26 protein-coding genes and 1 tRNA gene are annotated in these 23,372 nt (G+C 68.6%); 8 read left to right on the forward strand and 19 right to left on the reverse strand.

Translation table 11 applies throughout. The annotated features are described in order from the left end of the window. The first annotated feature begins 263 nt into the window (after positions 1-263). The 3 genes from OL599_RS03025 to OL599_RS03035 are packed head-to-tail and all read left to right on the forward strand — an operon-like array spanning position 264 to position 3,310. A complete protein-coding gene (locus OL599_RS03025; RefSeq protein ID WP_264712120.1) occupies positions 264-632 on the forward strand; it encodes a MarR family winged helix-turn-helix transcriptional regulator in 369 nt (122 codons plus the stop codon). Next, a complete protein-coding gene (locus OL599_RS03030; protein ID WP_264712121.1) occupies positions 632-1,732 on the forward strand; it encodes an HlyD family secretion protein in 1,101 nt (366 codons plus the stop codon). Before OL599_RS03025 ends, OL599_RS03030 begins: the two co-directional genes overlap by 1 nt. A 36-nt stretch (positions 1,733-1,768) precedes the next feature. Next, positions 1,769-3,310 (forward strand): DHA2 family efflux MFS transporter permease subunit, encoded by a 1,542-nt coding sequence (locus OL599_RS03035; protein ID WP_264712122.1) that lies wholly within the window; start codon positions 1,769-1,771, stop codon positions 3,308-3,310. 197 nt (positions 3,311-3,507) lie between these two features. Here the strand turns inward: OL599_RS03035 and OL599_RS03040 are convergent, their stop codons facing one another. Next, a complete protein-coding gene (locus tag OL599_RS03040; protein ID WP_264712123.1) occupies positions 3,508-4,782 on the reverse strand; it encodes a dicarboxylate/amino acid:cation symporter in 1,275 nt (424 codons plus the stop codon). A gap of 164 nt (positions 4,783-4,946) precedes the next feature. Between OL599_RS03040 and OL599_RS03045 the strand changes: the two genes are divergently transcribed. Continuing rightward, complete coding sequence (locus tag OL599_RS03045; protein ID WP_264712124.1) at positions 4,947-5,633, forward strand: fumarylacetoacetate hydrolase family protein; 687 nt, start codon at positions 4,947-4,949, stop codon at positions 5,631-5,633. A 4-nt stretch (positions 5,634-5,637) separates the two neighbouring features. Here the strand turns inward: OL599_RS03045 and OL599_RS03050 are convergent, their stop codons facing one another. The 5 genes from OL599_RS03050 to OL599_RS03070 all read right to left on the reverse strand — a co-directional run bounded on the left by OL599_RS03050 (position 5,638) and on the right by OL599_RS03070 (position 10,097). Next, complete coding sequence (locus OL599_RS03050) at positions 5,638-6,348, reverse strand: ABC transporter ATP-binding protein (RefSeq protein WP_264712125.1); 711 nt, start codon at positions 6,346-6,348, stop codon at positions 5,638-5,640. After that, positions 6,345-7,148, reverse strand: a complete 804-nt coding sequence (locus tag OL599_RS03055) for an ABC transporter ATP-binding protein (RefSeq protein ID WP_264712126.1) — start codon at positions 7,146-7,148, stop codon at positions 6,345-6,347. The genes OL599_RS03050 and OL599_RS03055 overlap by 4 nt, the downstream gene beginning before the upstream one ends. After that, positions 7,145-7,993: a branched-chain amino acid ABC transporter permease gene (locus OL599_RS03060; RefSeq protein WP_264712127.1), complete on the reverse strand. Its 849-nt coding sequence runs from the start codon at positions 7,991-7,993 to the stop codon at positions 7,145-7,147. Before OL599_RS03060 ends, OL599_RS03055 begins: the two co-directional genes overlap by 4 nt. Continuing rightward, positions 7,990-8,871 (reverse strand): branched-chain amino acid ABC transporter permease, encoded by an 882-nt coding sequence (locus tag OL599_RS03065; RefSeq protein ID WP_264712128.1) that lies wholly within the window; start codon positions 8,869-8,871, stop codon positions 7,990-7,992. The genes OL599_RS03060 and OL599_RS03065 overlap by 4 nt, the downstream gene beginning before the upstream one ends. Positions 8,872-8,960: 89 nt before the next feature. Beyond that, positions 8,961-10,097, reverse strand: coding sequence for an ABC transporter substrate-binding protein (locus OL599_RS03070; RefSeq protein WP_264712129.1), 1,137 nt, complete (start codon positions 10,095-10,097; stop codon positions 8,961-8,963). A gap of 105 nt (positions 10,098-10,202) precedes the next feature. On the opposite strand from OL599_RS03070, the gene OL599_RS03075 reads away from it, so the two are divergent. Beyond that, positions 10,203-11,012: an exodeoxyribonuclease III gene (locus tag OL599_RS03075; protein ID WP_264712130.1), complete on the forward strand. Its 810-nt coding sequence runs from the start codon at positions 10,203-10,205 to the stop codon at positions 11,010-11,012. Positions 11,013-11,063: 51 nt separating this feature from the next. Here the strand turns inward: OL599_RS03075 and OL599_RS03080 are convergent, their stop codons facing one another. Then, complete coding sequence (locus OL599_RS03080) at positions 11,064-11,780, reverse strand: response regulator transcription factor (RefSeq protein WP_264712131.1); 717 nt, start codon at positions 11,778-11,780, stop codon at positions 11,064-11,066. A gap of 297 nt (positions 11,781-12,077) precedes the next feature. Here OL599_RS03080 and ribA point away from each other — a divergent pair, with 297 nt between their 5' ends. Both ribA and OL599_RS03090 read left to right on the forward strand, forming a co-directional pair. After that, positions 12,078-13,247, forward strand: a complete 1,170-nt coding sequence (ribA, locus tag OL599_RS03085) for a GTP cyclohydrolase II (protein ID WP_264712132.1) — start codon at positions 12,078-12,080, stop codon at positions 13,245-13,247. A 1-nt stretch (position 13,248) separates the two neighbouring features. Then, positions 13,249-13,746, forward strand: coding sequence for a L,D-transpeptidase family protein (locus OL599_RS03090; protein ID WP_264712133.1), 498 nt, complete (start codon positions 13,249-13,251; stop codon positions 13,744-13,746). A gap of 6 nt (positions 13,747-13,752) precedes the next feature. On the opposite strand, the gene OL599_RS03095 is transcribed toward OL599_RS03090, so the two are convergent. Genes OL599_RS03095 through OL599_RS03110 form a run of 4 tightly spaced genes read right to left on the reverse strand, consistent with a single transcriptional unit; the run spans position 13,753 to position 15,966 of the window. Further along, positions 13,753-14,106, reverse strand: coding sequence for a DUF971 domain-containing protein (locus tag OL599_RS03095; protein WP_264712134.1), 354 nt, complete (start codon positions 14,104-14,106; stop codon positions 13,753-13,755). After that, positions 14,106-14,303 (reverse strand): Trm112 family protein, encoded by a 198-nt coding sequence (locus OL599_RS03100; protein ID WP_264712135.1) that lies wholly within the window; start codon positions 14,301-14,303, stop codon positions 14,106-14,108. The genes OL599_RS03095 and OL599_RS03100 overlap by 1 nt, the downstream gene beginning before the upstream one ends. A gap of 11 nt (positions 14,304-14,314) precedes the next feature. After that, the gene (locus OL599_RS03105) at positions 14,315-14,998 is read right to left on the reverse strand and encodes an LON peptidase substrate-binding domain-containing protein (RefSeq protein ID WP_264712136.1); all 684 of its coding nucleotides are present in this window, start codon (positions 14,996-14,998) and stop codon (positions 14,315-14,317) included. Next, complete coding sequence (locus OL599_RS03110) at positions 14,998-15,966, reverse strand: thioredoxin family protein (protein WP_264712137.1); 969 nt, start codon at positions 15,964-15,966, stop codon at positions 14,998-15,000. Before OL599_RS03110 ends, OL599_RS03105 begins: the two co-directional genes overlap by 1 nt. 181 nt (positions 15,967-16,147) lie before the next feature. Here OL599_RS03110 and OL599_RS03115 point away from each other — a divergent pair. Next, positions 16,148-16,222, forward strand: a tRNA-Gly gene (locus OL599_RS03115). Positions 16,223-16,323: 101 nt separating this feature from the next. Here OL599_RS03115 and OL599_RS03120 read toward each other — a convergent pair. From OL599_RS03120 to OL599_RS03155, 8 genes are all read right to left on the reverse strand, one after another. Further along, the gene (locus OL599_RS03120; protein WP_264712138.1) at positions 16,324-16,950 is read right to left on the reverse strand and encodes a fused DSP-PTPase phosphatase/NAD kinase-like protein; all 627 of its coding nucleotides are present in this window, start codon (positions 16,948-16,950) and stop codon (positions 16,324-16,326) included. Between the two features lie 50 nt (positions 16,951-17,000). Then, positions 17,001-17,783 carry a succinate dehydrogenase iron-sulfur subunit gene (locus OL599_RS03125; protein WP_264712139.1) on the reverse strand — a complete coding sequence of 261 codons (783 nt, stop codon included), beginning with the start codon at positions 17,781-17,783 and terminating at the stop codon, positions 17,001-17,003. Positions 17,784-17,799: 16 nt separating this feature from the next. Beyond that, positions 17,800-19,611, reverse strand: a complete 1,812-nt coding sequence (gene sdhA / locus OL599_RS03130) for a succinate dehydrogenase flavoprotein subunit (protein WP_264712140.1) — start codon at positions 19,609-19,611, stop codon at positions 17,800-17,802. Positions 19,612-19,668: 57 nt separating this feature from the next. Beyond that, complete coding sequence (gene sdhD / locus OL599_RS03135) at positions 19,669-20,073, reverse strand: succinate dehydrogenase, hydrophobic membrane anchor protein (RefSeq protein WP_264712141.1); 405 nt, start codon at positions 20,071-20,073, stop codon at positions 19,669-19,671. Positions 20,074-20,086: 13 nt separating this feature from the next. After that, positions 20,087-20,518: a succinate dehydrogenase, cytochrome b556 subunit gene (gene sdhC, locus OL599_RS03140; RefSeq protein ID WP_264712142.1), complete on the reverse strand. Its 432-nt coding sequence runs from the start codon at positions 20,516-20,518 to the stop codon at positions 20,087-20,089. Between the two features lie 274 nt (positions 20,519-20,792). Further along, a complete protein-coding gene (locus OL599_RS03145; protein WP_264712143.1) occupies positions 20,793-21,821 on the reverse strand; it encodes an aspartate-semialdehyde dehydrogenase in 1,029 nt (342 codons plus the stop codon). Between the two features lie 92 nt (positions 21,822-21,913). Beyond that, entirely contained in the window at positions 21,914-22,855 is a 942-nt protein-coding gene (locus OL599_RS03150) for an isoaspartyl peptidase/L-asparaginase family protein (RefSeq protein ID WP_264712144.1), read from the reverse strand. Continuing rightward, complete coding sequence (locus tag OL599_RS03155) at positions 22,852-23,370, reverse strand: GNAT family N-acetyltransferase (RefSeq protein ID WP_264712145.1); 519 nt, start codon at positions 23,368-23,370, stop codon at positions 22,852-22,854. The genes OL599_RS03150 and OL599_RS03155 overlap by 4 nt, the downstream gene beginning before the upstream one ends. Positions 23,371-23,372 lie beyond the last annotated feature (2 nt).

Genomic DNA, 23,372 nt, shown 5'->3' on the forward strand with positions numbered 1-23,372 from the left:
AGCAGACCCCGGAAAACAAAGAAAGAATATCCCGTGGCCGGGGTTCACCGTCTATCGCGGACCTCGGTTTCGGGACGACAGCGCCATGGCGCCGATCGGCGCGGGGCTGCTCCGCGGCATGTGCATGATTATGTCGTGGAAGCGATAAGATAACGCTGCTTATTATCGCGGCTGTGACCGATCAGCCCGACTTGCTATTCCTCCTGCACGATCTTGCCCGACAGCTCCGCCTGGACGGCGACCGGCGCGCGGGGATGCACGGGATGACCCGCGCACAATGGGTGATCCTGTTCTGGCTGGAGCGCCAGCCCGGCCTGTCGCAGAAGGAACTGGCCGAGATCCTGGAGGTCGAGCCGATCACCGTGGCGCGGCTGATCGACCGGCTGGAGGATCGCGGCATGGTCGAGCGCCGCGACGATCCGCATGACCGGCGCATCTGGCGCCTGCATCTGTGCCCGCCCGCGCTGCCGGTCCTGGAAGACCTGAAGGGCGAACGCGCGGACATGCTGCGCATTGTCTCGGCCGGGCTGGACCCGGCCATTCTGCAAACGATCAAGCAGGGACTGGCCCACATGAAAGCCAGCCTGGTTGCCGATCTGCGCAGCCGGTCCCTCGAAAAGGACGTCGCCTGATGTCGCAATCCGCTGCCGCGGCACCCGTCCCCCGCGTGAGCGTGGCCGACACGCCGTTGCGCCGGCGGGCGCGGATGCGGCTCCTGCGGCCGCTGCTGATGCTCGGCGGGATCGCTGTCGTCGCCGTCGTGTCCGGCACCCTCTGGCTGAAGGGCGGCCGCATCGTCAGCATCGATGACGCCTATGTGCGCGCCGCCAAGCTCGCCGTCTCCACCGACGTGTCCGGCATCGTGGCTGAGGTGGCGGTGAAGGAGGGCCAGCGGGTGAAGCGCGGCGACGTGCTGTTCCGCCTCGACCCCCACCCGTTCCAGATCGCGCTGGCCGGCGCGCAGGCGAACCTGGCGCAAGTGGCGCTGGCAATGGAAGCGATGAAGCGCGACTACCAGCGCATGCTGCGCGACATCGACGCCAGGCAGGCCCAGGTGCAGGCGGACCAGGCCAACTTCGACCGCTTCGCCAACCTGGTGAAGGGCGGCGGCGTGACCCGCGCCGAATACGATGACGCCCGCTTCCGCCTGGCGGCCAACCAGGCGGCAGTGGAAAGCCTGAGGACACAGGCGCAGGTGCAGCTCGCCCGCCTCGGCGGCGACGCCGGCATCGACGTGACCCGTACCCCGCAATACCTGCAGGCCAAATCTCAGGTGGACGAGGCGCAGCGCCAGCTCGACCACGCCACGGTGCCGGCGCCGTTCGACGGCATCGCCACCCAGGTGGAGTCGGTGCAGCCGGGCATGTACCTGGCCGCCGCCACCGCCGCCTTCGGCCTGGTGTCCACCGAGCGCGTGTGGGTCGAGGCCAACCCGAAGGAAACCGACCTGACCCATGTGAAGCCGGGCGATCCCGTGCAGGTGACCGTGGACACCTATCCCGACCGGATCTGGAAGGGCACGGTGGAGACCATCGCGCCGGCCAGCGGCGCCGAGTTCTCGGTGCTCCCGGCACAGAACGCCTCGGGCAACTGGGTAAAGGTGGTGCAGCGCATCCCGCTGCGCGTGCATGTGGACCGCAGCCCCAGCGACCCCGAACTGCGCGCGGGGATGAGCGTGGTGGTCGAGATCGACACCGGCCATGTCCGACGCCTCGCCGACATCATTCCCTGAGCCCGGGCGCCGGGGTCGGTGGCGGGAGCGGCCGGCGTGACCGCGGCGACGCCGGACAAGGTGCCGCACCGGGCGCTGATCACCGGCTGCACCATGATTGCCACCCTGATGCAGGCGCTGGACTCCACCATCGCCAATGTGGCGCTGCCGTACATGCAGGGCAGCCTGTCCGCGACCTACGACCAGATCACCTGGGTGCTGACCTCCTACGTCATTGCCGCGGCGATCATGACCGCGCCGGTCGGCTGGATGGCCACCCGGTTCGGGCGCAAGAACCTGTTCCTGACCTGCCTGTTCGGCTTCACCGCCGCCTCGATGCTGTGTGGCGCCGCCCAGTCGCTGACGCAGATGGTCGTCTTCCGGCTGCTGCAAGGCGTGTTCGGCGCGGCCCTGGTGCCGCTGTCGCAGGCGACCATGCTGGACATCTACCCGTTCGAGAAACGCGCCCAGGCCATGGCCATCTGGGGTATCGGCGTGATGGTCGGCCCGATCCTGGGGCCGACGCTCGGTGGCTACCTGACCGACGCCTACAACTGGCGCTGGGTGTTCTACGTTAACCTGCCGTTCGGCCTGCTGGCCATGACCGGGCTGATCATGTTCATGCCGAAGGCCGAGGGCGACGCCGGGATGAAATTCGACTGGACCGGCTTCGCGGTCCTGGCCCTCGGCATCGGCGCGTTCCAGATGATGCTCGACCGCGGCCAGGACCAGGACTGGTTCAACGCGCGCGAGATCATCGTCGAGGCGGTGCTGGCCGGCCTGGGCTGCTACCTGTTCGTCGTCCACATGTTCACCGCCGAACGGCCGTTCATGCCGCCCGCGGTGTTCAAGGACCGCAACTTCGCCGCCGCCCTGGCCATGATGTTCGCCGTCGGCATGGTGCTGCTGGCCAGCTCCGCCCTGCTGGCGCCCTACCTGCAGAACCTGGCCGGATACCCGGTGGCCACCGCCGGCATGGCCATGGCCCCGCGCGGCATCGGCACCATGGCGGCGATGGTGCTCGCCGGAAACCTGGGCACGCGGATCGACCAGCGCCTCCTGATGGCGATCGGCCTCGCCATGCTGTCCGGCACGATGTACGCCATGAGCGGCTGGACGCCCGACGTGCCCGAGCGGCAGCTGTTGACCGTCATCGTGCTGCAAGGCTTCGGCATGGGCCTGATCTTCAACCCGCTGTCGGTGATCGCCTTCGCCACGCTGCCCATTCATCTGCGCGGCGACGGCGCAGCCCTGCTGAGCCTGTTCCGCAACATCGGCGCCGCCATCGGCATCTCCGTCACCTCGTTCTCATTGACCCGAGGCACCCAGGTCGCCCACGCCGAACTCGCCGGCCTGATGACGCCCTTCAACCGCGTGCTGCAGGGCAACGGCGCCGCCGAACAGTTCCTCAACCCCGCCACCAGCCATGGCGCGCTGCTGATGGACCAAATGATCAACCGCCAGGCACAGATCATCGCCTACAACAACGACTACCTGCTGATGACCTGGGTGACCCTGCCGGCCCTGCTGCTGCTCCTGCTGATGCGCCGCGGCAACAAGGCCGCCGCGCCGGCCGAGAGCCATGCGGCGATGGATTGAAGGAAGGCGGGGGCTCTGCCCCTCGACCCCGCTAAGGGCGGAGCCCTTAGAACCCCGGACATAAGTGGTTTGGGGAAGGGGGCCTGAGGAGCGGCTTCCGGCAGTACTTTAGGCCCCCTTCCCCAAACCACTTAAAGTAATGGGATCCAAGGGGCTTCTGCCCCTTGGCGGGTCCAGGGCAGAGCCCTGGCCTTCCTTCACTCCGCCAGCGCAAGCTCCCGGTCGGCCAGGACGCGCCGGGCCTGCTCGATGTCGAGCTGGCCTTCCCACCAGGCCACGAACACGGTGGCGACCGAGTTGCCGAACAGATTGGTGATGGCGCGGGCCTCGCTCATGAAGCGGTCGATTGCCAGTACCAGCACGATGCCGGCGACGGGCACCTTGCCGTTCAGCGTGGCGAGCGTGGCGGCCAGGGTGATGAAGCCGCCGCCGGTGACGGCCGCCGCCCCTTTCGAGGTCAGCAGCAGCACCGCCAGGATCACCACGTAGTCGCCCCAGGACAGCGGGATGTTCAGGGCCTGGGCGATGAAGGTGATCGCCATGGTGAAGTAGATCGAGGTGCCGTCGAGGTTGAAGGCGTAGCCCAGCGGCACGACCAGGCCCACCAACGGGCGGTTGCAGCCCAGCCGCTCGAGCTTTTCCATCAGCGTGGGCAGGGCCGCCTCGGAGGAGCTGGTGCCCAGGACGATGAAGAACTCCTCGCGGATGTATTTCAGCAGCGGCCACAGCCGCAGGCCGGTCATGCGCATCACCGTGGACATGACGACGAAGATGAACACCGCGCAGGTGATGTAGAAGCACAGCATGAGGATGCCGAGCTGTGCGAGGGCGCCGATGCCGTAGCGGCCGATGGTGAAGCTCATCGCGCCGAAGGCGCCCAGCGGCGCCACCCGCATGATCATCCCGATGATGCCGAACAGGGCGGCGCCGGCGTCGTCCAGGAAGTGCACGACGGACCGACCGCGCTCGCCCAGATGGGCGAGCGCGATGCCGAACAGCACGGCGAAGAACAGCACCGGCAGAATGTCGCCCCGGGCGAAGGCGCCGACGATGGTGTCGGGGATGATCGCCAGCAGGAAGTCGGCGGCCCCCTGGTGCGGCGCATTGGTGTAGCGGGCGACCGCGGATTGATCCAATGAGGCGGGATCGACGTTGAGGCCGTGCCCGGGCTCGATCACGTGGCCGACGATCAGGCCGACCAGCATGGCCACGGTCGTCAGCACCTCGAAATAGATGATTGCCTTCAGCCCGATGCGCCCGACCTCGGCCGTATCGGTCAGCTTGCCGATGCCCACCACGACCGTGATGAAGATGATCGGGGCGATCATCATGCGCACCAGCTTCACGAAGCCGTCGCCGAACGGCTGCATCTGCACGGCGATGTCCGGCCAGAAATAGCCGAGCAGGACGCCGGCAACGATCGCGATGAGCACCTGGATATAGAGCGACTTCGACTGGCTTGCCTGGATCACGGCACTGCCTCCGCCCTTGGGTCTGTCCTGGGACACGCCACGGCTTGCCGCGCGATAGCACACCGCCGCCGCGCCGGACGCCAGCAATTTCGCTGCTCTTTGCCGGGGCGCGCATGGTCTGTATCGTCCGCGGCCGTTTCCCTTTCCGCACGAGGATGCCCCGCATGGCCGAGTACGTGATTGCCCCGCCCCCTGTCGTGTCCGTTCCGGTCGCCGGCGGCGGCGCGTTCCCGGTCCGCCGCATCTTCTGCGTCGGCCGCAACTATGCCGAGCACGCCCGCGAGATGGGCGCGGACCCGGATCGGGAACTGCCGTTCTTCTTCACCAAGCCGGCCGACGCGCTGCTGCTGAACGGGGCGGACATGCCGTATCCGTCCATGACCGGCAACCTGCACCACGAAATGGAGCTGGTGGCGGCGATCGGCACTGGCGGCGTGGATATCCCGGAGGCCGAGGCGCTAAGGCATGTCTGGGGCTATGCCGCCGGCCTGGATATGACCCGGCGCGACCTGCAGAACGCGGCGAAGAAGGAAGGCAAGCCCTGGGACATGGGCAAGGGCTTCGACCACTCCGCGCCGATCGGCACGATGGTCCCGGCTTCCGCCTTCCCGAACCCGACCAAGGGCAGGATCGAGCTGAAGGTCAACGGCCAGGTGCGCCAGGTCTCCGACCTGTCCAAGCTGATCTGGAGCGTGGCGGAGACGGTGGCCTATCTGTCGAAGCTGGTCCGGCTGGCGCCGGGCGACCTGATCTTCACCGGCACGCCCGAGGGCGTCGCGGCAGTGGTCAAGGGCGACGTGCTTGAAGGCGTGGTCGACGGCGTGGGGACGGTCAGGACGAAAATCATCTAATCCATCAGCCGCCCAGATAGGCCGCGACCACCGCCGGATCGTGGGCGACGGTCGCGGCCGGTCCTTCCAGCACGATCCGCCCGGTCTCCAGCACATAGGCGTAGTCCGCGACCTCGAGCGCCGCGGAGGCGTTCTGCTCGACCAGCAGGATCGTCGTCCCTTCCCGCTTCAGGTCGGCGACAATGGAGAAGATCTCCTCCACGAACAGCGGGGCGAGGCCCATGCTGGGCTCGTCCAGCAGCAGCAGGCGGGGCGCGCCCATCAGCGCGCGGCCCAGCGCCAGCATCTGCTGCTCACCGCCGGACATGGACCCGGCCGGCTGGTCCAGCCGTTCCTTCAGCCGCGGGAAGCGGGCCAGCACCTGGTCCTGGCGGCGGGCGGTCTCGGCACGGTCGGCCAGCAGCCAAGCGCCCATGGCGAGATTCTCGGCCACGGTCAGCTCAGCAAAGACCTGCCGCCCCTCGGGCACCTGCAGCATGCCGGCCGCGGCGACGCGATGGGGCCGCCAGCCGGCGATGTCGGCGCCGTCCAGCCGGATCGCGCCGGCGCGCGGGCGGGTGAGGCCAGACAAGGCACGCATGGTTGTGGTCTTGCCCGCGCCATTGGCGCCGATCAGGCATACCACCTGGCCCTCGGCCACCGTGAGGTCGATGCCCTTCAGCGCCTCGGTGCGACCGTAGAAGACGGTCAGGCCCTGGACGTCGAGACTGCTCATCCCGCCCTCGTCGCCGCTTCACGCCGGGCCAGCCGCTCGGCGACCTTCGGGCCGAGATAGGCCTCGATCACCGCCGGCTCCCGCCGCACCTCGGCGGGGGTGCCCTGGAAGATGCGACGGCCGAAATTCAGTACCGTGACCGTGTCGGACAGGTCCATGACGAAGCCCATGTCGTGCTCGACCAGCAGCACCGTGGTGCCGAAGCCGCGGATGCGGCGCACCAGCGCGGCCAGGGCCTCGGTTTCCGCCGGGTTCATGCCGGCGGCGGGCTCGTCCAGCAGCAGCAGCCGCGGCTCGGCGACCATGGCGCGGGCGATTTCCAGCCGGCGCTGGTCGCCATAGGACAAGGCGGCGGCGCGCGCGTCCGCGCGGGCGGACAAGCCCACCAGCGCCAGCGCGTCCTTGGCCCGGTCCACCGCCGCGCGCTCCTCCCGGCGGAAGCGGCCGAGGCGGGCAACGATCTCGGGCAGGGTGGCGGACAGGTGCGCGTGCAGCCCGGTCAGCACGTTCTCCAGCACCGTCATGGCGCCGAAGACGCGGATATTCTGGAAGGTGCGGGCAATGCCCAGCCGCGCCCGCTCGTGCGGCAGCAGGGACGTCACCGCGGAGCCGGCAAAGCGGATCGTGCCGGCGCTGGGCGGCACCACGCCGGAGATGAGGTTGAACAATGTGGTCTTGCCGGCGCCGTTCGGGCCGATCACGGCGTGGATACCGCCCGCCGGAATGTCCATGTCCACGGCGTCCACCGCCACCAGTCCGGCGTAGCGGCGGGTGAGGCCGGCGGTCTGCAGCAGGATCATGCGCCCCGCCTTTTCATGCGCCAGCTCAGCAGCCCATTGGGCAGGAACAGAACGGCCAGGACGATGATCACGCCGTTGAACACCAGCCGCAGGTCGGAGAAGCCACGCAGCAGCTCCGGCAACAAGGTCAGGATCCAGGCCCCCAGCACCGGCGCCAGCGGTGTGCCGATGCCGCCGAGCAGGGCGTAGGACAGGATGGTCACCGCCGGCTCGAACCCGTACTCGTTGGGGCCGATGAAGCTGGAGACATGCGCCCCCAGCGCCCCCGCCAGCCCGGCCAGAACGGCGGAGGCTAGCAACGCGCCCATGCGGTAGCGGCCGACATTCACGCCCATCACGCCCGCCGCGGTCTCGTCCTCGCGCATCGCCTCCATGGCGCGGCCGACGCCGCTGCGCCCGACCAGCCACAGGATCGCGACGGCCGCGAACAGCAGGCCATAGATCATCCAGGTCTCGGCCCGCTCGGGAATGCCGGACAGGCCCAGCGCGCCGCCGAAATAATCGACATTGAGATAGACGGCCCGCAACACCTCGCCCAGGCCAATGGTGGCGATGGCGAGGTAGACGCCGGACAGGCGCAAGGTCGGCACGCCGATCGCCAACGCGAACAGCACCGGCACCACGCAGGACGCTGGCAGCACCATGAAGAACGGCAACTTCAGCTTCAGCGTCATCAACGCCGAGGAATAGGCGCCCAACCCCATGAACGCCGCCTGCCCCAGCGACAGCTGGCCGACCGCCAGCACCACGTACATCGACAGGGCCAGCAGCCCGTTGATGCCCAGCGCATGGATCAGGTTCTGGTAGGTCCACAGGAAATCGTCGAGCCACGGGGGGATGATCATGCGCGCCGCACCACGGCACGGCCGAACAGCCCGGAGGGGCGGGTCCACAGCACCACAACCAGGATGGCGAAGGCCACCGCCTCCTTGAGGCCCGAGGCGACATATCCCGCGGTGAACACCTCGATCACGCCCAGCAGCAATCCCGCAATCAGCGCGCCGCGGATGTCGCCCAGGCCGCCGACGATGATGACGACGAAGCCGCGCAGCATCATGGCCTCGCCCATGTAGGGGTGGATGGCATTGAAATTCAGCCCGATCAGCACCCCGCCGGCGCCGGCGAGGCAGCCAGAGATGAACGAGACCAGCGCCGCCAGCCGCCCGGTGTCGATGCCCATCAGCCCCGCGGCATCGGGCTTCTCCGCCATCGCCCGGATGGCCAGCCCCAGCCGCGTGCCGCGCATCAGCGCCATCAGCGCGCCCACCATCACCGCCGTCGCCAGCAGGATCAGCAATTGCGCCGTGGTGACGCGCAACCCCGCCAGCACGAACGCGTCCGACGCCACGAGGTCGGGTGGCAGGCGGCGGATGTCCGGGCCAAGGATGGACGTGGCAGCCGAATAAAGCGCGAGCACGCCGCCCAATGTGACCATGAGGGACGACAGCTCCGGCGCGTTCACCCGCCGCAGCCGGCTCAACAGCAGCCAGTCGAGCGCCACCGCGACGGCACCCGCGCCCATCGCCGCCACCGGCAGCGCCGCCCAGATGCCGAACCCGGCCTGGCGGGTCAGGAACAGCGCGATGAAGGCGCCGGCCGAGAAATAGAACCCGTAGGTGAGGTTGATGACCCGCAGCACGCCGAACATCAGCGTGAAGCCGAGCGCGAACAGCGCATAGGTGGCGCCGAGCAGAACGCCGTTGACGAGCTGCTGGGCGAACATCAGGCGGGCCGATCATCCATGGTCACAATCGCCCGCACATACAACAGCGCCTCCCCGGGCGCCACCGCGCGCCGGGGAGGCGCGGTCCATCACGGAGCGATGCCGAACTTGCCGTCGCGCATCTCCAGCACGACGACGCCCTCGGCCGAAGCGGGGTCGCGATGGTCGGTGAAGGTGAACGGCCCCATCACGCCGGTGTAGCTGGTCTTGGCCAGCGCCGCGGTGATCTTCTCGGAGTCCGCGGCGCCGGCGCGGTCGATCGCGGCGGCCAGGATGAACATGCAGTCATAGGCCTGGGCGGCGAACTGGTCCGGGTCCTTGCCGTACTTGGCCTTGAACGCGGCAACGAATTTCTGGTTCAGCGCATCAGGCTTACCGATGAACCAGGGGCTGCCGACGATCAGGCCGTCGGCCGCGGCCCCGGCGATCGCCCCCAGTTTCGGCGAGTTCGAGCCGTTGCCGCCGATGAACAGCGTCTCCTTGCCGAAGCCCAGCTGCCTGGCCTGTAGCAGCACGCCCGACACCGGCTCCACCAGTGCCGAGATGGCCACCGCGTCCGGCTTCAACCCCTTGATCTTGGTGAGCTGCGCCGCGAAATCGGTGTCCTTGGTGCCGAAGCTCTCGATCGCCAGGATGTTGAGGCCCAGCTTCTCGGCCGCCGCCTTCATCACGTCGAAGCCGGATTTCGAGAAAGCGTCGTCGTTGGCGTACATCAGCGCCACGGTCTTCACGCCGCGCGCCTGGGCCTTCTTGAAGGTGACCGGCACAACGTCCGCTTCCGGCAGCGACGTGCGGAAGATGTACGGCCCGATATCGGTGATGCCGTTGGCGGTGGTCGAGGTGCCGATGGTCGGGATCTTGCGCTCGTTGGTGACCGGGCCGACCGCGAACATCTCGTTCGACAGGGTCGGGCCGATGATCGCGACCACCTTGTCGCGGCCGATCAGCTTGCGCGCGGCGTTGATCGCCTGGTTCTTGTCGGCGGCCGAATCCTCGACCGTCAGCGCGATCTTCTTGCCGCCCAGAACGCCCTTCTGGTTGATCTCGTCCAGCGCCAGATCCAGTCCGCCCTTGATGGCGATGCCATAGGCGGCGGCGGGGCCGCTGAGGATCTCGATCGCGCCGACCGGAACGGTCTGCGCCTGGGCCAGCGCCGGCAGCGACGCCGCGCCGAAGCCGACCAGACCGGTCGTGACCAGGCCGGCCGTGAAGTGTCTGCGGATCATTACGCATCCCCCGAAGAAAGAAAGTTTCGCCGTACCCTAATTGATCGCGGCCACGGATCAAGCAGGGCTTGTCACGCTCGCGTATCCGGGCGATGCGTGAGTCCCATGACCCAACGCTTGCGCATCGCCACCTGGAACATCAATTCCCTCCGGCTGCGGCTGCCGCTGCTGCCGCGCCTGATCGGCGCGCTCGACCCGGACGTCATCTGCCTGCAGGAAACCAAGGTCCCGGACGAGCTGTTCCCGGTCGACGCCCCCGCCGAGCTCGGCTTCCCCCATGTCGCCTATGCCGGCATGAAGGGCTACAACGGCGTCGCCATCCTGTCGCGTATTCCGTTGCAGCGGCAGACGACGGCGCCGGATTGGTGCGCCAAGGGCGACTCCCGCCATGTCTCGGTGCTGCTGGACATGAAATCGGGCCCGGTGGAGCTGCACGATTTCTACGTCCCCGCCGGCGGCGACATCCCCGACCGGGAGGAGAACCCGAAATACGGGCACAAGCTCGATTTCGTCGGCGAGGCCACGAGCTGGTTCGCCGGCCGGAAGGACCTCGCCCGCACCGTGCTGGTCGGCGACCTCAACATCGCCCCGCTCGAGCACGATGTCTGGAACCACAAGCAGCTTCTCGACGTGGTCAGCCACACGCCCCCGGAAACCAGCGGGCTGCTGGCCTGGCAGAACACCCGCTTCCACGACGCCGTCCGCCACTTCGTGCCGGAAGACCAGAAGCTCTACACGTGGTGGTCCTACCGCAACCGCGACTGGCGCGCCTCCAACCGCGGCCGCCGGCTCGACCATGTCTGGGTCACCCCGGACCTGAAAGACGGCCTTGCCAGCCACACCATCCTGAAAGACGCCCGCGACTGGCCGCAAACCAGCGACCACGTGCCGGTGTGCGTGGAGCTGGAGGTCTGACAACGAACGGCCGGGGCTGGCGCGACGGCGCAGCCCCGGCGTTTCTTCACCTCAGGCCGCGCGCACCAGGCCTTCCGGGTCGAGGCGGTAACCGCCCCCCTCCGTCAGCAACAGGCGGGCATTGGCTGGGTCGGGTTCGATTTTCTGCCGCAGGCGATAGATGTGGGTTTCCAGCGTGTGCGTGGTGACGGCGGCGTTGTAGCCCCACACCTCGTTCAGCAGCACCTGGCGGCCGACGGCCTTGGTGCCGGCCCGGTAGAGGAACTTCAGGATCGCCGCCTCTTTTTCGGTCAGGCGGATGCGGCGGTTCTTGGCGGGATCCTGCAGCAGCTTCGCCGAGGGGCGGAAGGTGTAGGGTCCGATGGTGAAGACCGCGTCCTCGCTGTTTTCGAAGATGCGTAGCTGCGCCCGCAGCCGGGCGAGCAGTTCAGCCATGCGGAACGGCTTGGCGATATAGTCGTTGGCGCCGGAATCGAGGCCGCGCACGACATCGGCTTCCTCGTCCGAGCCCGTGAGCATGATGATCGGCACCTTGATGCCGTGCCGGCGCAGGCGCGAGCACAGATCGCGCCCATCGCCGTCCGGCAGTCCCACGTCCAGGATCAAGGCATCGTAGCGGGTATCGCCGCTCACGATACGCCCTTCCGCCTCGGCTGCGGTATCTGCCTCGTCGGCAGAGAACTCGCCGTCCACGGCCAATTGCTCCACCAGCGTGGCGCGCAGCGCCTGGTCATCGTCAACGATCAGAATGGGCCGTTCCCCGGCCATACGTTGCTTCCTTTGCTCGCTGGGGCGCCGGGCACGAACCGGCGCCGGTGTTCAACCTTGTCTGGCGCCGTGTCGGAATGGTTCCGGCGCGCAACGTCGTTCGTCTCATCGCATTATCGTGTATTTGCCCTTGCCGTCCATCGACACGAACACAATGTTGATCACGGATGCGCGACATACGGTGCGTTCCCGCTTCAGCAAAAAGGGCTGGTGCCAACGGGACGGGTGCAGTTCTTGCGCGTACGAATTCCGCCACAAAGATTGACGACACAGACCCGTTCGACGTTCGGTAGTCAGATGAACCATATGCCGCTGCGCGACGACACTGCCTCCGGCGTCGCGGAGACACAACCTGAATCCGAGCCCCGCCCCGATCCGGCCGTGCTGCGACTGCGCGCGGTGCATCGGGCTGCGGCCGAGTTGAAGCGCGGAACGCCGGTGCTGTTGCTTGCCGACGCTCCCCTGGTGGTGCTGCCGGCCGAGACCGCGGGCGCGCGGGGGTTGCGTGAGATGGCGGCGCTGGCAGCCGGCCCGGCGGTGCTGGTGCTCGCGCAGTGGCGTGCGGCCGTGGTGCTGCAGCGGCCAGTGCTCCCGGATGGGCCGGCCGTGGCGTGGCACTTGTCGCCTCTGCTATCCGATCCGGCCGTGCTGCACAGCTTGGCCGACCCCACGGCGGCCCAGATCCTGCCCGAGGTGCCGGAGCCGGCCGACTGCCCGGCGGACGCGCCGGCGGCGCTGGCCCTGACCAAGCTGGCCCGCCTGTTGCCCACGGTGCTGGTGGCCCCAGCCAGGCCCGATGCCGTAGAGCGCGCCGGCAGGATCGGCCTGCTGACGGTCCCGGCGGGCGACGTGCTGGACTACCCCACCGCCATGGCCGCCGATCTGGTGCGCGTGGCCGAGGCCCGGGTGCCGCTGGACGGCGCCCCGGATGCACGAATCGTGGCATTCCGGGCTCCGGACGCGGGCATCGAGCATCTGGCGATCCTCGTCGGCCACCCCGAACAGGCCGAGGCGCCGCTGGTGCGCATCCACTCCGAGTGTTTCACCGGCGACCTGCTGGGCAGCCTGCGCTGCGACTGCGGCCCGCAGCTGCGCGGCGCCATCCAGCGCATGGCAAAGGACGGCGCGGGCGTGCTGCTGTACCTGGCACAGGAGGGCCGTGGCATCGGCCTGGTGAACAAGCTGCGGGCCTATACGATGCAGGACCGCGGGTTGGACACGGTCGATGCCAACCGCGCCCTGGGCTGGGGGGCGGACGAGCGCAATTTCCTGATCGCCGCGACCATGCTGGACGAGCTGGAGATCGCCAACGTCCGGCTGCTGACCAACAACCCGGACAAGGTGCGCGCCCTGGCCGCCTGCGGCGTGAACGTGGTGCAGCGCGAGCGGCATGTGTTCGCCCCCAACGGGATCAACGACCACTACCTCGCCACCAAGGCGGAGCGTTTCGGCCATCTGTTCGGCTGACATGACCGAGGCCGTCGTCCATCCCGACGGGCGCGTGCTGCTGGGCGGCCTGGTGTTCCGCGCTGCCCTGGGCCGCGGCGGCATCCGCGCCGACAAGGCGGAAGGCGACGGCGCCACCCCCGTGGGCGTTCTGCCCCTGCGCCGGGTGCTGTACCGCGCCGACCGGCTCGCGGTGCCGCGGACGGTCGTCCCGCGCGAACCGATCGCGCCCGATGACGGCTGGTGCGACGATCCCGGCCATCCGGACTACAACCGCCAGGTCCGCCTGCCGCACCCGGCGCGGCACGAGGAGCTGTGGCGGCGGGACGAGGTCTACGACATCGTCGGCGTGCTGGGGTGGAATGACGCGCCGGTGCAGCGCGGCCGCGGCTCGGCGATCTTCCTGCACGTCGCGCGCCCGGACCTTTCGCCCACCGAAGGCTGCGTGGCGCTGGCTTTGCCGGACCTGAAGGCCTTGCTGGCGGCGGAGCTGACGTCGCTGCGGGTGCTGGCGCCGTAAGCGGCATCAGGGGTCGCGGCTGAGCCCGTGCGCCTTCAACGCCTTCAGGTAGGCCTGCCAGCGCCCCGTCTGCTCACGTCCAAGCGTGTGCAGGTAGTCCCAGGAGAAGATGCCAGTGTCGTGCAGGTCGTCGAAGATGATGCGGATGGCGTAGAGGCCGACCGGCTCGACCGCCATGATGCCGACATGGCGGCGGCCGGCGATGGTCTTGCGCTCGTTCGGGCCATGCCCCTGCACCTCGGCGCTGGGGCTTTCCACGCGCAGATATTCCGCGGGGTAGGTGAAGTGCGCGCCGTCGTCGAAATCGACCTCCAGCCGCTTCTCGGCCCGCTTCAGGCGAATCTCGGTGGGAGTGGCCATCAGTCCTCGTCCAGCGGGCGCGCTTCCTCGGGCAGCATGATCGGGATGCCGTCGCGGATGGGATAGGCCAAGCCAGCGGCGCGGCTGACCAGCTCGTTGCGGGCGCGGTCGTAGGTCAGGGGCGTCTTGGTCAGCGGGCAGACCAGGATTTCCAGCAACCTTGGGTCGACAGGAACCGGGTTATCGGTGTCGGACATGGGAAGATCCCTCAACTGGCGCGATGGCGGGTAGGGGCGTCGCCGGCCACGTCGCGCGGGCCCTGGTGCGTGTCGATCTCCAGCAGCGCAACAAGCGCCTGCGCGCGGTCGGCTGGTGTCGGGGCTTCGAGCAAAGCCTGCTTCTCCGGCGGCTCGAACGGGCAGACCATGCACAAGGTGATCACCAGGTCGTCGTCAGGCATCTGGTTGATGGCGTCCCAGTTCGCCTCGAATCCGCGATGGGCGAAATAATCACGCAGCGCCTGCAACAGGGCTGCACGGTCGAAGACCGGCGTTTCGTCGCGCGCGCCAAGATCGGCGGTGAAGGCGGAAAAGTCGCCCCGGACCCGGCGATATCCGCGGCGCATCTCCAGCTCGTTCGTCACCCCGAAGCGGATCAGGCCGGTCAGGGTGACGAGGTAGCGGCCGTCCTCTGTTTCGCTGAACGACGACAGCCGGCCCAGGCAGCCGATGCGGTACAGCCCGGCTCCGGTGGGTCCGGCGGGCCGGCGCGCATCCGGCTGGATCATGCCGAACATGCGCCCTGCGGCGAGCGCATCCTCGATCAGCGCGAGATAGCGCGGCTCGAAGATGTTCAGCGGCAGCTTTCCGCGCGGCAGCAGCAGCGCCCCCGTCAGCGGGAAGACCGGGAATGCCTCCGGCAGGTCTTCCAGCCGCGGGTCGAATCGGCTCATCAGCTGAACAGGAGCGCCGACAACTTCCGGCGCGCCGCCATCGTCGCGGCGTCATCGAATCCCCAGGCTTCGAAGAACTTCAGCAACTGCAGACGCGCAGCATCCTCGTTCCAGGCGCGGTTGCCGCGAACGATGGCCAGCAGCGCGTCGGCCGCTTCCTCGCGCCGGTCCATGGCGTTCAGCGCCGTGGCCAGGTCGTAGCGGGCCTGGTGGTCGGTGGGATCGGCGGCGAGGCGCGCCTCGAGCGTGGCGAGCTGGTCACGGGCCTGGCGACCTTCCGCGACCAGCGCCAGCGCGCTGCGGGCGCCGGAGATCTCGCCATGCTCGGCGAGCTTCTCGGGCACCTGCGCCAGCGCCTCATGCGCCTGATCTTCCTGCCCCAGCGCGATCAGGGCGCGGATCAGGCCGCCCCAGGCCTCGGGGCTCTCCGGGTCCTCCTGCAGCAGGGCGCTGAACAGCTCGCCGGCTTCCTGGGCGTTGCCCTGCTCCATGGCGGCCCTGGCGTCGGCCAACAGGTCGGCGCTGGGCATGCTTGCGCCGCCCATCTTCAGCAGCGTCTCGACGAAGCGCTTGATTTCGGACTCCGGCAGCGCACCCTGGAACAGGTCGGCGATCTGCCCCTGCCAGAACGCGGCGACGGTGGGGACGGACTGCAACGGCAGGCCCAGCTGGACCAGCTGCTGGACCAGGCCGCGGTTCTTGTCGATGTCGATCTTGACCAGCTTGACGCGGCCACCGGCGGCGCGGACAACCTTCTCCAGCGTCGGCGTCAGCGTCTTGCACGGGCCGCACCAGGTGGCCCAGAAATCGACCAGGACGGGCATGGTGCGCGAGGCATCCACCACGTCCTGCATGAAGGTGGCCTGATCGCCATCGACGATCATGGCGTCGGCGCCGGCTGGTGCGGCCTCGAGCCCGCTCGCGCCCGGCTTCGGGCCGCCGGGTTTCTGCCCGATGATGTAATCCATGCGTCGAGTCCTCGCCTTGATTCTCGCGTTGCCTGATAGATGTAGCGTGCGTGCCACGGCACAAGCCACGAAACGCATCGCCGGGCAAGCGGGGGCAACGGGATTGCCGTGGGGGCTCTTGCAATCGGTGCGAAACCCGCCTAGAAGGCCGGCCTCGCGCTGACGACGCGCGAGTTGGAGTGCGGGCGTAGCTCAGGGGTAGAGCACAACCTTGCCAAGGTTGGGGTCGAGGGTTCGAATCCCTTCGCCCGCTCCAGATTTTCTCAGAAATCGCAAATTGTTGGCGGGGTCCAGCCGGGTCGTCCGGCTACGGTTCCTGAGACCTCGGCGTCCGCGCTGCGCGTGGCGCCAACCCGGTCATTCCCGCCCCAGCAGCCGGTCGTTGATGAAGGTCGCGAAGCCATGGGCGACGAAGTCCCGGCGCAGATCGTCTTCGTGATAGTCCTCGCGTACCCAGTCGAGGAACGGCTTCCTCCCCTCCGCCTCGGCTGCATACCGCAGGAAGAACGCGTCCAGGATCCCGGTGCGGGAGCGGTTGAAATGCAGGTAGCGCAGGGACAGCTGTCGCAGCGCCTGGGCCGCGGTGCCGCCTTCGAACAGGATCGCCAACCCCGCCGCCAAACCGGCACGATCCGCGCCCGACTTGCAATGGACCAGCGCCGGCGTGCGCATGGTCCGATACACGTCATGGAACCGCAGAATCCGCTCGCGATGCGGCGCGCCACGGCTCTCGAACGCCATGAATACATGGTCGAGCCCCAGGCGCTGCGCGGTTGCCGCGCTCAGCGCGGTGGAGCCGTTTGCCTTCTCGCCACGCAGGTTGATCACGGTGCGCAAGCCATACCGCCGCGCCCACCGCGCCAGCCGCGCTGGCGTGGGATGGTTGCTGCGATAAAGCTTGCCGGGAATCACCTCGGCGAAATTGTCCCACGCCAGGCGCAACACGGCGTGATCGGCCAACAGGCTGGACAGGCGTGTCTGCACCTAGCGCGGCCCGGGGGCCCGGGGGCGGATTCCCCGGCCTGGTTCGGACGTCAGACCTGCCGCTCCAGCATCAGGGTCTTGATCTGCGCGATCGCCTTCGCGGGGTTCAGACCCTTGGGGCAGGTTTGCGTGCAGTTCATGATTGTGTGGCAGCGGTACAGCTTGAACGGATCCTCCAGCGCATCCAGGCGTTCGCCGGTATGCTCGTCGCGGCTGTCCGCAATCCAGCGATAGGCAGCCAGCAGCACCGCGGGGCCGAGGTAGCGGTCGCCGTTCCACCAATAGCTCGGGCAGGCGGTGGTGCAGCAGAAGCACAGGATGCACTCCCACATGCCGTCCAGCTTGGCGCGCTCGTCCTTGCTTTGCAGGCGTTCGCTGTCGGGCGGGGCCGGGGTGTCGGATTTCAGCCATGGCTCGATGCTGCGCAGCTGGGCGTAGGCCTGCGACAGGTCGGGCACCAGATCCTTCACCACCGGCATGTGCGGCAGCGGGTGGATCTTCACGTCGCCCTTCACGTCGTCGATCGGCTTGAGGCAGGCGAGCGTGTTGGTGCCGTCGATATTCATCGCGCAGCTGCCGCAGATGCCCTCGCGGCAGGAGCGGCGGAAGGTCAATGTGGTGTCGACCTCGTTCTTGATCTTGATCAGCGCGTCCAGGACCATCGGCCCGCACGCATCGAGGTCGATCTCGTAGGTGTCGGTGCTGGGATTCTTCCCGTCGTCCGGGCTCCAGCGATAGATCTTGAAGCTGCGCACGCGCTTCGCGCCGGCGGGTGCCTTGTAGGTGTTGCCCGGCTGGACCTTGCTGTTCGCCGGCAGCGTGAATTCGGCCATCGTCTTCTCGCTTCCTTCAGTAGACGCGCTTCTTCGGCGGGAACACCGACACTTCGTTGGTCAGGGTCTGCATCTTCACTGGGCGGTAGTCGAGCGTCACGCTGCCGTCGTCGCCGCACCAGGCCAGCGTGTGCTTCATCCAGTTCACGTCGTCGCGCTCGGGATAATCGTCATGCGCCTGGGCGCCGCGGCTTTCGGTGCGGGCCTCGGCGCCGACCATGGTGACCATGGCGTTGCCCATCAGGTTTTGCAGCTCCAGCGCCTCCATCAGGTCGCTGTTCCAGATCAGGCTGCGGTCGGTCACGGACATGTCGTCCAGTGCCTTCCAGACCTGCTGCATCTTCGCCACACCCTGCTTCAGGCTCTCGCTGTTGCGGAACACGGCGGCATGGCTCTGCATGGTCCGCTGCAGCGTCTCACGCAGGGCGGCGACCTTGGTGCCGCCCTTGGCGTGGCGGGTGCGGTCAAGGCGGTCGAGCGCGGCCTCGCCGGCCTTCGGCGGCAACGGCGGCTGGCTGGCGCTGGGCTTCACCGTCTCGGCGGCACGCTGCGCGGCGGCGCGGCCGAACACCACCAGGTCGAGCAGGGAGTTGGTGCCGAGGCGGTTGGCACCGTGCACGGACACGCAGGCCGCTTCGCCGACGGCCATCAGGCCGGGCACGGTGGCGTCCGGGTTGTCCTTGGTGGGCCGCAGGACCTCGGTGTGGTGGTTGGTGGGGATGCCGCCCATGTTGTAGTGAACGGTCGGCAGCACCGGGATCGGCTCCTTGGTCACGTCCACGCCGGCGAAGACGCGGGCGGTCTCCGAAATACCGGGCAGGCGCTCGTGCAGGATGTCGGCGCCCAGATGCTCCAGGTGCAGCAGGATGTGGTCCTTGTTCGGCCCGCAGCCGCGCCCGGCATTGATCTCCAGCGTCATCGAGCGCGACACCACGTCCCGGCTGGCCAGGTCCTTGGCGGTGGGGGCGTAGCGCTCCATGAAGCGCTCGCCTTCGCTGTTGGTCAGGTAGCCGCCTTCGCCGCGGGCGCCTTCGGTGATCAGGCAGCCGGCGGGATAGATGCCGGTGGGATGGAACTGCACGAATTCCATGTCCTGCGTCGGCAGGCCGGCGCGCAGCACCATGGCGTTGCCGTCGCCGGTGCAGGTGTGGGCCGAGGTGCAGGACAGATAGGCGCGGCCATAGCCGCCGGTGGCCAGCACCACCGTCTGGGCGCGGAAGCGGTGCATGCTGCCGTCTTCCAGGCACCAGGCCATCACCCCGCGGCAGGCGCCCTCGTCGTCCATGATCAGGTCGAGCGCGAAGTATTCGACGAAGAACTCGACCTCGTGCTTCAGGCTCTGCTGGTACAGCGTGTGCAGGATGGCGTGGCCGGTGCGGTCGGCCGCCGCACAGGCGCGCATCGCCGGGGCCTTGCCGTATTCGGTCATGTGGCCGCCGAACGGGCGCTGGTAGATGCGGCCGTCCTCGGTGCGGCTGAACGGCACGCCGAAATGCTCCAGCTCGTAGACCGCGGGAATGGCCTCGCGGCACATGTATTCGATGGCGTCCTGGTCGCCGAGCCAGTCCGACCCCTTCACGGTGTCGTACATGTGCCAGCGCCAGTCGTCCTCGCCCATGTTGCCGAGTGCCGCGCCGATGCCGCCCTGGGCCGCGACGGTGTGGCTGCGGGTGGGAAACACCTTGGTGACGCAGGCCGTCTTCAGCCCGGCGGCACCCATGCCCAGGGTGGCGCGCAAGCCGGCGCCGCCGGCGCCGACCACCACGACGTCATAAGTGTGGTCCACCACGTTGTAGGCGCCATTGGAGGGCTTGGAGATCGCGTTCATCGTCGGTTTGTCCAAACTGGGCGCCGGCCGACGATGCGGACGGCACCGGTCAAAGTCCTATCCGGTGAAGGCCAGCTTCAGCACGGCGATCAGGGCGGCGAGCCCGAGCAGGGCCGCGGCCGCCTTCATCACCAGCAGCCACAGCATCCGGGGGCGATCCCTGTGGATGTAGTCCTCCATCACGACCTGCAGCCCGAGCTGCAGGTGATGGAACGTGGCCAGCACCAGCGCCACCAGCAGCGTCGCGGTCAGCGGGCTCGCAGCCCAGTCCACGACCGCCGCGCGCGGAAGCCCGGCCAGCCGGATCACCGCGCAGACGAACCACAGCGTGAGCGGCACCAGCGCGACCGCAGTCATCCGCTGCGCCCACCAATGGGCGGTGCCGGCCTTGGCCGAGCCCAGGCCGCGGACCTGGCCGAGCATCGAGCGCATGATCACAGGAGAGGCAGCTTTATCGGCCATGGTGTTCGTTCCCTTACAGCGTGGCCAGGCCGACGACCCAGGTCAGCAGCGTCAGCACCACCGTGGCCACCAGAACGGCCTTGCCGGTGGCGTGCACCGTCGGCAGCTCGAACCCATACCCGACGTCCCAGAACAGGTGCCGGATGCCCGAGCAGAAATGGTACCAGAGCGCCGCGGTCCAGCCGAACAGCAGCAGATAGCCGACCGGCGAGCGGATGAAGCCGGACACCGACGCATAGGCGGCATCCGACGTGGCGGCGGCGACCAGCCACCAGACCAGCAACAGCGTGCCGACCGACAGCGCGATCCCGGTGAAGCGATGGAAGATCGACAGAGTCGAGGTGATCTGCGGCTTGTAGACCTGCAGATGCGGGGAGAGCGGCCGCCGGACGGTCCGGCCGTCCGAAGTTCGCCCCACCATGAGGGCTTCGCGTACATCGGTCATCGCGGCACAACTCCCAGCAAAAGGCCCAGTCCGTTCCGGTTCCCTTACCCCCGGAGTCGGGTGGGGGTCAACGCGCTGACAAGCCTGGGATGTTGCGGTGCGAGGGGAACGCGCAAGGTCGGGGCTCCGTCGTCGTCGCGCAAGCGGCGCGCCGGACAGCCCCGCCAAGGGCCGTAGACCCTTGGAAACCATTACTCTCTTGGCGGCATCGACAGCCTTCACTCGATGCTGTCGGCCCAGCCAGGAGAGTATCGCCTTGCAAAGCTTCCTGGTCTCAGGCCGCCTTCTTCGCCAGCAACCCCTGCGCGATCAGCGTCTCGGCGATCTGCACGGCATTCAGCGCCGCGCCCTTGCGCAGGTTGTCCGCGACGCACCAGAAGGCCAGGCCGTTCTCCACGGTCGGGTCCTTGCGGATGCGGCTGACGAAGGTGTCGTCCTCGCCCTGGCATTCCAGCGGCGTGATGTAGCCGCCGTCGTCGCGGGTATCCATCACCGTCACGCCGGGGGCGTCGCGCAGCACGGCCCGCGCCTCGGCCACCGTCACCGGGTTCTCGAACTCCACGTTCACCGCCTCGGCGTGGCCGATGAACACCGGCACGCGCACGCAGGTGGCGATCACCTTGATGTCCGGGTCGAGGATCTTCCTGGTCTCGACCACCATCTTCCACTCCTCCTTGGTCGACCCGTCCTCCATGAACTTGTCGATGTGGGGGATGCAGTTGAAGGCGATCTGCTTGGTGAACTGCTGCGGCACGATCTGGTCGTGGACCAGGCTGCGGCGGGACTGCAGCAGCAGCTCGTCCATGCCTTCCTTGCCGGCGCCGGAGACCGACTGGTAGGTCGCCACCACCACGCGCCTGATCCTGAAGCGGTCATGCAGCGGCTTCAGCGCCACCACCATCTGGATGGTCGAGCAGTTCGGGTTGGCGATGATGCCGCGGCGGATGCGGGTCAGCGCCTGCGGGTTCACCTCGGGCACCACCAGCGGCACGTCCGGCTCCATGCGGAATTGGCTGGTGTTGTCGATGACGATACAGCCGGCCGCGGCCGCGCGCGGCGCGTGGATCGCCGATACTGCGGCGCCAGGACTGAACAGGCCGATGTCCCAACCGGTGAAGTCGAACGTCTCGAGGTTCTGGACCTTCAGGACCGTCTTGTCGCCGAACGACACGTCCGATCCGGCGGAGCGGCCGGACGCCAGGGCCGCCACCTCTTTGACGGGGAACTTCCGCTCGGCCAGGGTTTTGAGCAGCTCGCGCCCGACTGCCCCGGTGGCGCCGACGACCGCGACCCTGTAGCCCATAGCCCATCCTCCGTGAAACGGCGGCCCCCTGGCCGCGCGACCGCGAAGCGTTAGCGACGTTGCTGCGTTGCGGCAAGAAGAGTCTTGATGAATCAGCCGTGCGCGACGAGCGCCTCGCGGTAGATCCCCGTCAGCACCACCCCGTCCGCCCCGACGCGGCCGCGATACATGCCGCCGGAGTTGAACGGCAGGGCCACCTGCCCGGCCGCGTCCACGGCGATCAGCCCGCCGGAGCCGCCGAACGCGCCCAGCTCGGTCACCACGTGACCCGCCGCCTGCTCCAGGCTCTCGCCCAGGTAGCGCATGCGGCTGGCGATGTCGTGCGCGACCGCGTGGCGGATGAAGAACTCGCCATGGCCGGTCGCCGAGATGGCGCAGACGTCGTCGGCCCAGGTGCCGGCGCCGATCACCGGGCAGTCGCCCACGCGCCCGGGCGCCTTGCCGGTCATGCCGCCGGTGGAGGTTGCCGCCGCCAGGTTGCCGGCGGCGTCGCGCGCCACGGCGCCGACGGTGCCGTGCTTGGCCGCGTCGTCGCGCGTGTCTTCCGCGGTCTGGCGCCGGCGCTCCAGCTCGGCCTGCAGGGCGGCCCAGCGGCGATCGGTGTGGTACCAGGCGGGCGGGGCGAAATCGAGGCCCTGGGCGCGGCAGAAGGCGACGGCGCCGGCGCCGATCAGCAGCACATGCTCGGAGCGCTCCATCACCGCGCGGGCGGCCAGCACGGGGTTGCGGGGGCCGATGATGCCGGCGACCGCGCCGGCGCCGCGGGTGCGGCCGTCCATCACCGCGGCATCGAGCTCGTGCAGGCCGTCCGAGGTATAGACAGCGCCGCGGCCGGCGTTGAACTGCGGGTCGTCCTCCAGCGCCATCACCGCCGCCGTCACCGCGTCCAGCGCCGCACCGCCGGCGGCCAGCACCTTGTGCCCCGCCAGCAGGGCGGTACGCAGGCCGGCGTGGTAGGCGGCCTCCGCCTCTTGTGTCATCGCTTCCGGGCGGATGGTGCCGGCGCCGCCGTGGATGGCCAACGAGAAGGTCATGGGGGTGTCCTCACGAGACGATAGAAAAGCCGTTGCCGGCCGAAATGCAGGCGCATGCCGTCAGCGGTGAATCCCAGCCGCCGGATCACCGCCTGCGAGCGCGTGTTGTCGGGATGCACGATGGCCACGATCTCGCCCAGGCCGAGCGCATCGAAACCGTATTCCAGGACGCGGCGCGACGCCTCGGTGACGTAGCCGCCGCCCCAGGCCGCGCGCACCAGCCGGTAGCCGAGCTGGATATGCGGCGTCTCCGCCAGCGGGTCCAGCGACACCCAGCCGAGATAACGGCCGGGGTCGGCCTGCGGAAAGAGGCTCCAGTAGCCCAGGCCGGGGCCGTCGTCGTGGCGCACACGCTGCTGCAGGGCGGCGCGATAGGCCTCCGGGTCGTCGCCGGGACGGGTGCGGAAGTAACGCATCACCTCGGGATCGCCGGCCATGGCGAGCATGGCGGGCATGTCGACTTCCGAGCGCGGGCGCAGCGCCAGCCGTGCGGTCGCAAGCGCCGGCACCGCCATCA

This window comes from Limobrevibacterium gyesilva (genome assembly GCF_025989185.1).
Lineage (GTDB): Bacteria > Pseudomonadota > Alphaproteobacteria > Acetobacterales > Acetobacteraceae > Limobrevibacterium > Limobrevibacterium gyesilva.

Coding starts and splice junctions, on each gene's coding strand:
- OL599_RS03025 (WP_264712120.1), top strand. CDS start 264: ATGACCCGCGCACAATGGGTGATCCTGTTCTGGCTGGAGCGCCAGCCC.
- OL599_RS03030 (WP_264712121.1), top strand. CDS start 632: ATGTCGCAATCCGCTGCCGCGGCACCCGTCCCCCGCGTGAGCGTGGCC.
- OL599_RS03045 (WP_264712124.1), top strand. CDS start 4,947: ATGGCCGAGTACGTGATTGCCCCGCCCCCTGTCGTGTCCGTTCCGGTC.
- OL599_RS03050 (WP_264712125.1), bottom strand. CDS start 6,348: ATGAGCAGTCTCGACGTCCAGGGCCTGACCGTCTTCTACGGTCGCACC.
- OL599_RS03055 (WP_264712126.1), bottom strand. CDS start 7,148: ATGATCCTGCTGCAGACCGCCGGCCTCACCCGCCGCTACGCCGGACTG.
- OL599_RS03060 (WP_264712127.1), bottom strand. CDS start 7,993: ATGATCATCCCCCCGTGGCTCGACGATTTCCTGTGGACCTACCAGAAC.
- OL599_RS03065 (WP_264712128.1), bottom strand. CDS start 8,871: ATGTTCGCCCAGCAGCTCGTCAACGGCGTTCTGCTCGGCGCCACCTAT.
- OL599_RS03070 (WP_264712129.1), bottom strand. CDS start 10,097: ATGATCCGCAGACACTTCACGGCCGGCCTGGTCACGACCGGTCTGGTC.
- OL599_RS03075 (WP_264712130.1), top strand. CDS start 10,203: ATGACCCAACGCTTGCGCATCGCCACCTGGAACATCAATTCCCTCCGG.
- OL599_RS03080 (WP_264712131.1), bottom strand. CDS start 11,780: ATGGCCGGGGAACGGCCCATTCTGATCGTTGACGATGACCAGGCGCTG.
- ribA (WP_264712132.1), top strand. CDS start 12,078: ATGAACCATATGCCGCTGCGCGACGACACTGCCTCCGGCGTCGCGGAG.
- OL599_RS03090 (WP_264712133.1), top strand. CDS start 13,249: ATGACCGAGGCCGTCGTCCATCCCGACGGGCGCGTGCTGCTGGGCGGC.
- OL599_RS03095 (WP_264712134.1), bottom strand. CDS start 14,106: ATGGCCACTCCCACCGAGATTCGCCTGAAGCGGGCCGAGAAGCGGCTG.
- OL599_RS03100 (WP_264712135.1), bottom strand. CDS start 14,303: ATGTCCGACACCGATAACCCGGTTCCTGTCGACCCAAGGTTGCTGGAA.
- OL599_RS03105 (WP_264712136.1), bottom strand. CDS start 14,998: ATGAGCCGATTCGACCCGCGGCTGGAAGACCTGCCGGAGGCATTCCCG.
- OL599_RS03110 (WP_264712137.1), bottom strand. CDS start 15,966: ATGGATTACATCATCGGGCAGAAACCCGGCGGCCCGAAGCCGGGCGCG.
- OL599_RS03125 (WP_264712139.1), bottom strand. CDS start 17,783: ATGGCCGAATTCACGCTGCCGGCGAACAGCAAGGTCCAGCCGGGCAAC.
- sdhA (WP_264712140.1), bottom strand. CDS start 19,611: ATGAACGCGATCTCCAAGCCCTCCAATGGCGCCTACAACGTGGTGGAC.
- sdhD (WP_264712141.1), bottom strand. CDS start 20,073: ATGGCCGATAAAGCTGCCTCTCCTGTGATCATGCGCTCGATGCTCGGC.
- sdhC (WP_264712142.1), bottom strand. CDS start 20,518: ATGACCGATGTACGCGAAGCCCTCATGGTGGGGCGAACTTCGGACGGC.
- OL599_RS03145 (WP_264712143.1), bottom strand. CDS start 21,821: ATGGGCTACAGGGTCGCGGTCGTCGGCGCCACCGGGGCAGTCGGGCGC.
- OL599_RS03150 (WP_264712144.1), bottom strand. CDS start 22,855: ATGACCTTCTCGTTGGCCATCCACGGCGGCGCCGGCACCATCCGCCCG.
- OL599_RS03155 (WP_264712145.1), bottom strand. CDS start 23,370: ATGGCGGTGCCGGCGCTTGCGACCGCACGGCTGGCGCTGCGCCCGCGC.